Below are 8,627 nucleotides of genomic sequence, written 5' to 3'. Positions count from 1 at the left end.
CCAAACACGCCCCGGGCCCAGCGCATGCCTTGAAGGTGTCCTTCGCCGATAAAAACGCCGCGAAGGACCCCTTCACCGCACCACCAAGCCCCGGGGAAAGCGCCCACCAGCAAAGCCGCACCCCCGCACCTACCGAGAAAACCTCATTGGGGCGCTTGGGCTCAATCGCGGGGCCCCGACGGGTGCTCGTCGTCCCGCGGCGGGCGGACGTGCGCGAGGTCGCGATCCCGGCAGGCACCGAAACGTTCGAAGTTCGCCCGTGCCTCGGTGAGGCTCAAGGCGCCGTTCGGACCGCCGCGTACCTCGTCGGCGTCGTGAACGTCCTGGCCGTCGTCCTCCCAGAAACAGACCGGGCAGATCTGGTGCCCGCCTCGCTCTTCGAGCGTCAGATAGCCACAGCACGGACAGGCATACGGACCGCCCTCGGCCGGACACCTGACGTTGACGAAGCGCACCCGGTCATTGTGCCCCCGCCACGACCGGCACCGTCGGGTCGTGGGCGGCGGTGGCCGAGAGCATGGCGGCGAGCTGGTCGACGAGCCAGCCGTCGAGATCCTCCCGCGCCACCGTGCGTTCCTGCAGCCAGCTCAGCAGGGCGCCTTCGACGACGGCGGTCCAGCAGCGCAGCGTCAGCAGCAGCATCGGCGACGGCTCGCCGACGCCCAGCGCGTCCAGGATCAGCTCCACCGCCCGGTTGCGGACGTGGTCGATCGCCGCGTTCGTCTCGGACGTCGCGATCACCGAACCGCTGCGCAGCAAGGCGATGTACCCCGCGCGGTACGAATCCGCGACGTCGATGAGCCCGCGCACGGCGGCCCGTAGCCGTTCCGGCGGCGGGCCCTCCTCCAGACCGGCGAGCCGGTCGATCAGGCCGTCGGTGACGGTCCGCAGCGCCTCCACCTGCAGCTCGCGCAGGCTGGAGAAGTACCGGTAGAACAGCGGTCGCGAGACCTCCGCGCGCGCGACGATGTCGTCGACGGTGACCAGTTCCGGCGCGCGGCTGCCGAAGAGGTCCAGCGCCGCCCGGATGAGATCGTCCCGGCGTGCCTGCGGCGACATGCGCCGGGGTTTGCTCACGGAGTGACGTCCAGTTTCGCCGCCGCGCGAAGGAGTCCGGGAGTCAGTCGCGAAAGGACCAGCGCCGCCTTGGCCTCCGGCGTCGACGGCGCGATCGCGGTGTTCCGCTCGACGGCCTTCAGGATGTCCCGCGCCACCTTCTCCGGCCCGAAACCGCGCCGCGCGTAAAGCTTCGAGCTGGACCGCTGGCGCCGTCGCTGCTCCTCGGCGTCCACCCCGACGAACCGCGTCGTGTTGGTGATGTTGGTCTTCACGATGCCGGGGCAGATCGCGGTGACGCCGATCCCTTCGGCGGCCAGCTCCGCGCGCAGGCACACCGAAAGCGTGAGCACGGCGGACTTCGTGGTGGCGTAGGCGGAAAGGATCTTCGACGGCAGGTAGGCCGCGGCCGAGGCGAGGTTCACGATCTGACCGCCCTCGGACCGCTCGACCATCTGCGCGGCGAACGCGCGGCAGCCGTGGATGACACCCCACAGGTTGACGTCGACGACCTTCTCCCAGTCCTTTTCGGACGTTTCGAGGAAGGAGCCGGACATGCCGATCCCGGCGTTGTTGATCACGATGTCCGGGACACCCAAATCGGCGCGGACGAGCTCCGCGAACCGCGCCACCGCCTCGCCGTCCGACGAGTCCACTGTGTACTCACCGACGTTGACACCCTTGTCCAGCACCAGCTTCGCCGTCTCGGCGGCCGCGTTAGTGTCGATGTCGGTGATCACGACGTCGGCGCCCTCGTCGGCGAAGGCCAGCGCGGTCGCCCTCCCGATCCCGCTGCCCGCGCCGGTGATCACGACGAGCTTGTTCGCGAACCGCCCCGGAGCGCCCGCACTGTCCGATTCGGACACTCGCGATCGCTTGAGCGCCCGGGTTTCCTCGCCGCCCTCGACATGGTCGATCAGCTCGGCCGCGGCGTCGGCGATGACCTTCGGCTTGCTGCGGGCGACCCAGTGCGTGCCGATGATCCGCCGGACCCGCAGATCCGGGACCCAGCGCGAAATCTCGGTCTGCAACGGCGTGGTGACGAACGAATCCCCGCTGGGCGCGAGCACCTGCACCGGGATCTCGGCGGCACGCGGCGCGGGCCGGGACAGGCGCGGCAGCATGTTCGCGCGGTAGAGGTTGAGGCCGTGCACGCCGTCGGCCGTCTCCGGCGCGGCCTCCGCCGGCTCCATCCGCCGGATGATCGCGCGCATCGCCCCGGTGCGCCACAACAACTGCGGCAGCAGCGGGATCTGGAAGAAGCCGATGTACCAGGAGTGCAGGCCCTGCCCCAGCGCGTGCCGGAGCTTCCGCGGCGTCGGCTTCGCGACCTGCGCGCGGAACCACGCGCCCGCGTGATCGAGGCTCGGACCGGAGATCGACGTGTACGACGCGAGCCGCCCGCGCAGCGCGTCGCCGGTCACCGCGTGCCAGGCCTGGATCGAGCCCCAGTCGTGGGCGATCAGGTGGACCCGGCCGGCCGGCGCGACCTCGTCGACGACGGCCTTCAGGTCACTGGCCAGCTGGTCCAGCCGATAGGACCGGCGTCCTGACGGTTTGTCCGACTGACCCGCACCCCGCACGTCGTAGACCACGACGCGGTAGCGGGCGTCCAGCTCGGCGGCCACGCCGTCCCACATCGAGCCGTTGTCCGGATAGCCGTGCACGAGCACGACCGTGGGCCCGTCCTCGTTGCCGGTCACCTGGACCGAGAGGCGGACACCGTCGCTGGCGGTCACCCACTTGTGAGACATTCTGTCATGTTAGACAGTTTGTCAACAAGCGCGCGAGCGCAGCGCGAACCGGCCCCAGGTCCACACCGTGTCGAGCACCAGGACGGCGGTCCAGATCCGGCCCGCGTTCAACAGCCAGTGACCACTCCAGTTCCAGAACCAGCCCGCGTCATGCGGGCCGCCGAACACCGCTTCGACCGGCCAGCTGTACCCGGCGAACGCCAGGACGCCCTGCGCGAGGACGAACACGGCCACGTGCGCGCCCCAGTTCGCGAGCGGCTTCGCGCGGGTGTTCGTTCCGCGCTTCACCGGGTTGGCCTCTTGTGGCGGGACGTCGATCACCCCGGACACCGTGACACCGGGTTCCGAGGCTGGTTTTTCCTTTTGTGACAGCGTTTTCGCCTGTTCCACGGGAAACTCCGCGACTCCGATCCGCCGCACGGCACCCCGGACGACGAGTGCGCCGAGCACGAGCAGACCCGCCGCGCCGAAGCAGGCGACCCGCCAGCCGATGCCACCGGAGCCGTAGAGCTGCCCGGCCACGAAGGTGCCGATGGTCGCTCCGAGTAACGTCGCGCTCTCGTAGATCCCCATGCCCCGGCCGAGGCTGCCCCCGGCCGCTTCGGCCACCACGGCCTGTTCCACCGGCACCGCGGCGGCGAACGCGGCCGCCGAGAGGATCCACATCACCGCGATCGTCACCGGGTCCGGCGCGAACGCCAGCCCGGCCGCGAAGACCGCGCTCGCCAGCATCGCCAGCGCGAGCACCCGCGTCCGGCCGAGCCGCCGGACGAACCCGTGCAGGTATCCCGGCAGCACGCTGTAGACGATGAACCCGGGCAGGAACACCGCGGCGATCTGCCCCAGTTCCAGGTGATGACCGCGCTGCAGATGCAGCAGGAGCAACAGCGCGACGCCGCCCTCCGCGAGCGCCGTCAGCGCCACCAGGCCGAGCATCGGCCGCAGCCGCTTGCCCACTTGCCCGAGGCGCGGCGCTTCGAGAGCGGGCTCGCCACGTGGCGCCCGCGAGAAGCCCAGCAACGCCGCGGCGACCACACAGGCGACCGCGCCGAGCGCGAAGACGCCTCGGTAGTCGAGCCACTTGACCAGCGTCATCGCGACGACGAACGCGATCCACGTCCCGCCGCCCTCGGCGGCGAAGAGCCTGCTGAACGCGCTGTCGTCGGTGGACAGTCCCTCGCCGACTCTCGCCCGCAACGCCACCCAGAACAACGCGCCGCCCGCGCCGCCGAGCACCGCGCCCACGTAGGCGAGCCCGATCCCCGGCGTCACCGCGTACACCACAAAGGACAGTCCATAGAGGACAGCGCCGGCCGCGGCCACCCGGCCACGATCGGCGCGGTCGGCCAGCACCCCGGCCAGCGGCCGCACCAGGAACGAAACCAGCGTCTCCAGCGCGGTCAGCGCACCGACCTCCGCCGCCGAGGCACCCAGCTGGATCCCCACCCACAACGGCAGGAAGAAATCCAATACCTCGGCCGGCCCTTTGACCAGCGCCGCCGCGAGCTCGTTCTCCTCGCGGCGGCGCACCCCCTGATCTGCCACCCTCTCCCCTTTCGAGATACGAGCGTATCTTAAAACCGTCAGGGGCACACCACGTCCGTCGAAAGTAGGATGCGCCAGTGCCGAAGATCGTGGACCGGGCCGAGCGCCGCCGGGAGATCGCCGACGCGCTGCTGCGCCTGGTCGCCACGGGCGGCGTCGAGGCGGTGAGCGTGCGATCCGTGGCCGCCGAGGCAGGCGTGTCCGCGGGGGCGGTGCAGAAGTACTTCTCCACCAAGGAAGAGCTGTTCCGGTTCGCCCTCGACCTCACCGGCGAGTTCGTGGAGCAGCGCTGGACGCAGATCGACTACACCGGGAACCTCCTGGAGGTGCTGATCCGGCTGGTCGCCGAGACACTGCCGCTGGACGAGCAGCGCCGCGCCGAGTCGATCGTCATCAGCGCCTTCACCGCCCGCGCGGCGGTGCGTCCATCGTGGACGGACTTCGTCCGCGAGGGCTACGACGAACTCCACGACCTGACCGTGCGCTTCCTCGACGTCGCCCGCGAAGCCGGGCACGTCCGGACGGACCTGCCTGCCGGCAGGCTCGCCGACATCGTGATCGCGCTGGGCGACGGATTCGCCAACCGCATGCTGACCTGCGAGGACCCGCACGCGCTCCAGGACTCGCTCACCCTCGCGCTGCGTGAGCTGCTGGCGCCCCGCTGAGCCCGTGTCCGTCGATCGGTGGACAACCGGATTCCACTTCCCGGACGTCCCTGACGCACCTCCACCGGCAGCAGACTCGAGCCATGACCACAGCAGTGAGCGTGCGCGGTTTGCGCAAGGAGTATCCGGGGCACGTCGCCGTGGCCGGGCTCGATCTCGACATCCGGCGCGGCGAGGTGTTCGCGCTGCTCGGGCCGAACGGCGCGGGGAAGACGACGACCGTCGAGATCCTGGAAGGACACCGGGACCGCACGGCCGGTGAGGTCAGCGTGCTCGGCGAGGATCCCGGGCGAGCGGGCCGGGCCTGGCGGGCGCGGCTGGGCATCGTCCTGCAGACCGCGACCGACGCGGCCGAACTGTCCGTCGCCGAAACCGTGCGGCACTTCGCGAAGTACTACCCGAACCCGCGCGATCCCGACGAAGTAATCGACAAGGTCGGGCTGACCGAGAAGGCGGGGGCGCGGGTGAAGTCGTTGTCCGGCGGGCAACGGCGCCGGGTGGACGTCGCGCTCGGCATCGTCGGCCGTCCCGAACTGGTGTTCCTCGACGAGCCGACGACCGGGTTCGATCCCGAAGCCCGTCGCCAGTTCTGGGCCTTGATCGCGGGTCTCGCCGAAGAGGGCACGACGATCCTGCTCACCACGCACTACCTCGACGAGGCCGAGGCGCTCGCCGACCGGGTCGCGGTGATCGCCCGCGGCCGCATCGTCGCCGAAGACACGCCGCGTGACCTCGGCGGTCGCGCCGGGGCGGAGGCCACCGTGCGCTGGGTCGACCAGCGCGGCGAACACGTCGAGCGCACCGCCTACCCCACCAAGCTCATCGCCGAGCTCTCCACTGGGGGTGGGGAGCTCGGCGAACTGACCGTGACCAGGCCGAGCCTGGAGGACGTCTATCTGGACCTGATCGGAGACACTGAATGACCACGCTCGCCCTGCCCGGCACGTTCTCGCTGGGCCTGCTCCGCGGCGGCGCGGAACTGCGCCAGTTCTTCCGCAACAAGGAACAGGTGATCTTCACCTTCTCCCTGCCCGCGATACTGATGATCCTGCTCGGGTCCATTCTGGACGGTCCGACCGTGCAGGCGTCGGTCAGCTCGGGCCAGCTGCTCGCCGCGGGCATGATCGGCGCGGGCATCGTCTCGACGTCGTTCAACAGCATGGGCATCGGGCTGGCCGCCGACCGCGAAACGGGCGCGCTGAAACGGCTTCGCGGGACACCGATGTCCGCCGGGTCGTACTTCATCGGCAAGATGGTGCTGGTCGCGGTGACCAGCGCGGCCCAGTCGGTGCTGATGATCGCGGTGGCCGTGCTCATGTTCAAGCTGCACCTGCCCGCCGACCCCGCCCAGTGGCTGACGCTGCTCTGGGTGTTCGCGCTGGGCATCGTGTCCTGCACCCTGCTCGGCATTGTGATCAGCTCGGCGGTGCGCTCGACGAACGGCGTGGTCGCGCTGGTCAACCTGGTGTACCTGGTGCTGCAGTTCATGTCCGGGGTGTTCGTCACGCCCATCACGCATCTGCCGAAGGTTATGGTCTACGTCGCGTCGGTCTTTCCGCTGAAGTGGGTGTGCCAGGGTTTCCGCTCGGTGTTCCTGCCCAGCGAGGCCGCGGTTCAGGAAATGGCGGGGACATGGGAACTTCCGATGGTGGCGCTGGTGCTCGGCGCCTGGTGCGTGGTGGGACTTCTGCTGGCGAAGCTGACGTTCCGGTGGACGAACGAGAGCCGGTGAAGCCCCCGCGGCGGGACGCCTGGGACCGGTTCCACTGGCTGTGGGACGTGGTGTTCGGCGTCGCGTACCTCGGCACGGCCGCGTACATCCTGACCGACAACGCGGTGCCGGCGGCGAAACTGGTCGCCGTCCTCGCGCTGACCGGGATCGCGCTCGCCTACCTGCTGCAGGGACGTCGCGTCCTGTTCGCCGAGGACAGCGACCCCCAGCGGTGGCTATTCGCCGGTGCCCTGCTGGTCCTCATCGCCGTCGCGATGTTCGCCGACCCCACGGCGAGCTTCGGCCTGTTCATCGTCTGCCCGCTGGTGTACATCACGCTGGACTTCAAACCGGCCGCCGTGCTCACTACCACGGCGATCGTGCTGAGCCCGGTGGCCTCGATCGTCCACGACGGGATGGACAACGCGATACTGCGGTTCCTGGTGCCGATGCTCGCGATCATGATCGTGTTCAGCATGCTGATCGGGCGGTACATCACCCGGATCATCGAGGAGAGCAGCGCCCGCGCCGAGCTGATCGAGCGGCTGGAGGCCAGCCAGGCCGAGGTCGCCCGGCTCTCCCGTGAGGCGGGCACCGCGGCCGAGCGGGAACGGCTCGCCCGCGAGATCCATGACACGCTGGCGCAGGGGTTCACCAGCATCGTCACCCTCACCCAGGCCATCGAGTCCGAAATGGACACCGACCCGGCGGCGGCGCGGCGGCACCTCGAACTCGCGGCCCGCACCGCGCGCGAGAACCTCGACGAGGCACGGACGATGGTCGCGGCGCTCGCCCCCGCCGAGCTCACCGCGGGCTCGCTGGACGATGCCCTGCGGCGTCAGGTCGAACGGCTCGCGGACGAGACCGGCGTCGAAGCTTCGTACGAAGTGGACGGTTCACTGCCTTTGCTGCCGATGGCCGCAGAGGTGGTCCTGCTGCGGGCGGCGCAGGAGGCGTTGACGAACGTGCGCAAGCACGCAGCCGCGTCGGCGGTGTCCGTCCGAGTGTCCGTTGTGGACGATTCGGTACGGTTGCTGGTGCGGGACAACGGCGTCGGATTCGATCCGGCGGGCACGTCGGACGGGTTCGGGCTGCCGGGGATGCGGTCGCGGGCCGAGCAGGTCGGCGGACGGCTGACCGTCCGCAGTGGACCTGCCGGCGGGACGGAACTGACAGTGGAGGTGCCCGCGTGATCAGGATCATGCTGGTCGACGATCATCCCGTGGTACGCGAGGGACTGCGCGGGATGCTGGAGTCCGAAGCGGACTTCAGCGTCGTCGGCGAGGCGGGCTCCGGTGACGAGGCCGTCGCGCTCGACAACGTCAAGCAGCCCGACGTCATCCTGATGGACCTGCGGATGCCCGGCCTCGACGGCGTCGGCGCGACCAGGAAGATCCTGCGTCAGACACCGGGACGGCGGATCGTCGTGCTGACCACCTACGAAACGGACGCGGACATCCTGCGCGCCGTCGAGGCCGGCGCATCGGGGTACCTGCTCAAGGACGCGTCGCGGGCGGAGCTGGCCGGGGCGATCCGGGCGGCGGCGCGGGGCGAGACGGTGCTGGCGCCGTCGGTCGCCGGGAAACTGGTGAACCGCGTGCGGAATCCGGAATCTCCGCCGTTGTCGGCGCGGGAAGCGGAGGTGCTGCGGCTCGTCGCGAAGGGCGGGACGAACGCGGACATCGGGCGGGCGCTGCACATCAGCGAGGCCACGGTGAAGACGCATCTGCTGCGGGTGTTCGGGAAGCTCGGCGTGTCCGACCGGACGGCCGCGGTGACCACGGCGATGGAGCGGGGCCTCCTCGGCTGATGTGATTAGGCGGCGCACTCGCGTGATTGGGCGGGGATCTCGCGTGCCTGGATGGAGAACTCGCGTGCCTGGGCGGTCGGTTCGCG

9 protein-coding genes are annotated in these 8,627 nt (G+C 70.0%); 5 read left to right on the top strand and 4 right to left on the bottom strand.

From position 1 onward, the window contains the following. Window positions 1–161 precede the first annotated feature (161 nt). Genes ACFWX1_RS18995 through ACFWX1_RS18980 form a run of 4 tightly spaced genes read right to left on the bottom strand, consistent with a single transcriptional unit; the run spans window position 162 to window position 4,355 of the window. Window positions 162–455: a CPCC family cysteine-rich protein gene (locus ACFWX1_RS18995; protein ID WP_378388931.1), complete on the bottom strand. Its 294-nt coding sequence runs from the start codon at window positions 453–455 to the stop codon at window positions 162–164. 4 nt (window positions 456–459) lie between these two features. Continuing rightward, window positions 460–1,059: a TetR/AcrR family transcriptional regulator gene (locus tag ACFWX1_RS18990; RefSeq protein ID WP_378388951.1), complete on the bottom strand. Its 600-nt coding sequence runs from the start codon at window positions 1,057–1,059 to the stop codon at window positions 460–462. 14 nt (window positions 1,060–1,073) lie between these two features. After that, entirely contained in the window at window positions 1,074–2,795 is a 1,722-nt protein-coding gene (locus tag ACFWX1_RS18985) for an SDR family oxidoreductase (protein WP_378388949.1), read from the bottom strand. Window positions 2,796–2,831: 36 nt separating this feature from the next. Continuing rightward, window positions 2,832–4,355, bottom strand: coding sequence for an MFS transporter (locus tag ACFWX1_RS18980; RefSeq protein ID WP_378388929.1), 1,524 nt, complete (start codon window positions 4,353–4,355; stop codon window positions 2,832–2,834). Window positions 4,356–4,432: 77 nt separating this feature from the next. Here ACFWX1_RS18980 and ACFWX1_RS18975 point away from each other — a divergent pair, with 77 nt between their 5' ends. The 5 genes from ACFWX1_RS18975 to ACFWX1_RS18955 all read left to right on the top strand — a co-directional run bounded on the left by ACFWX1_RS18975 (window position 4,433) and on the right by ACFWX1_RS18955 (window position 8,541). Then, window positions 4,433–5,020, top strand: coding sequence for a TetR/AcrR family transcriptional regulator (locus ACFWX1_RS18975; RefSeq protein WP_378388927.1), 588 nt, complete (start codon window positions 4,433–4,435; stop codon window positions 5,018–5,020). A gap of 83 nt (window positions 5,021–5,103) precedes the next feature. Further along, window positions 5,104–5,943: an ABC transporter ATP-binding protein gene (locus ACFWX1_RS18970; protein WP_378388926.1), complete on the top strand. Its 840-nt coding sequence runs from the start codon at window positions 5,104–5,106 to the stop codon at window positions 5,941–5,943. Next, window positions 5,940–6,752 (top strand): ABC transporter permease, encoded by an 813-nt coding sequence (locus ACFWX1_RS18965; RefSeq protein ID WP_378388924.1) that lies wholly within the window; start codon window positions 5,940–5,942, stop codon window positions 6,750–6,752. Before ACFWX1_RS18970 ends, ACFWX1_RS18965 begins: the two co-directional genes overlap by 4 nt. Continuing rightward, window positions 6,731–7,924, top strand: a complete 1,194-nt coding sequence (locus ACFWX1_RS18960; protein WP_378388923.1) for a sensor histidine kinase — start codon at window positions 6,731–6,733, stop codon at window positions 7,922–7,924. The genes ACFWX1_RS18965 and ACFWX1_RS18960 overlap by 22 nt, the downstream gene beginning before the upstream one ends. Next, entirely contained in the window at window positions 7,921–8,541 is a 621-nt protein-coding gene (locus ACFWX1_RS18955) for a response regulator (RefSeq protein ID WP_378388922.1), read from the top strand. The genes ACFWX1_RS18960 and ACFWX1_RS18955 overlap by 4 nt, the downstream gene beginning before the upstream one ends. Window positions 8,542–8,627 lie beyond the last annotated feature (86 nt).

This window comes from Amycolatopsis sp. NPDC059021 (assembly GCF_042739895.1).
Lineage (GTDB): Bacteria > Actinomycetota > Actinomycetes > Mycobacteriales > Pseudonocardiaceae > Amycolatopsis.
The sequence above is the reverse complement of the archived record's forward strand: the minus strand, read 5'-3'. Positions and strand labels throughout refer to the sequence as shown.

What these genes read in the sequence shown, in the direction of transcription:
- ACFWX1_RS18970 (WP_378388926.1), top strand. Translation starts at nt 5,104, where the DNA reads ATGACCACAGCAGTGAGCGTGCGCGGTTTGCGCAAGGAGTATCCGGGG.
- ACFWX1_RS18965 (WP_378388924.1), top strand. Translation starts at nt 5,940, where the DNA reads ATGACCACGCTCGCCCTGCCCGGCACGTTCTCGCTGGGCCTGCTCCGC.
- ACFWX1_RS18990 (WP_378388951.1), bottom strand. Translation starts at nt 1,059, where the DNA reads ATGTCGCCGCAGGCACGCCGGGACGATCTCATCCGGGCGGCGCTGGAC.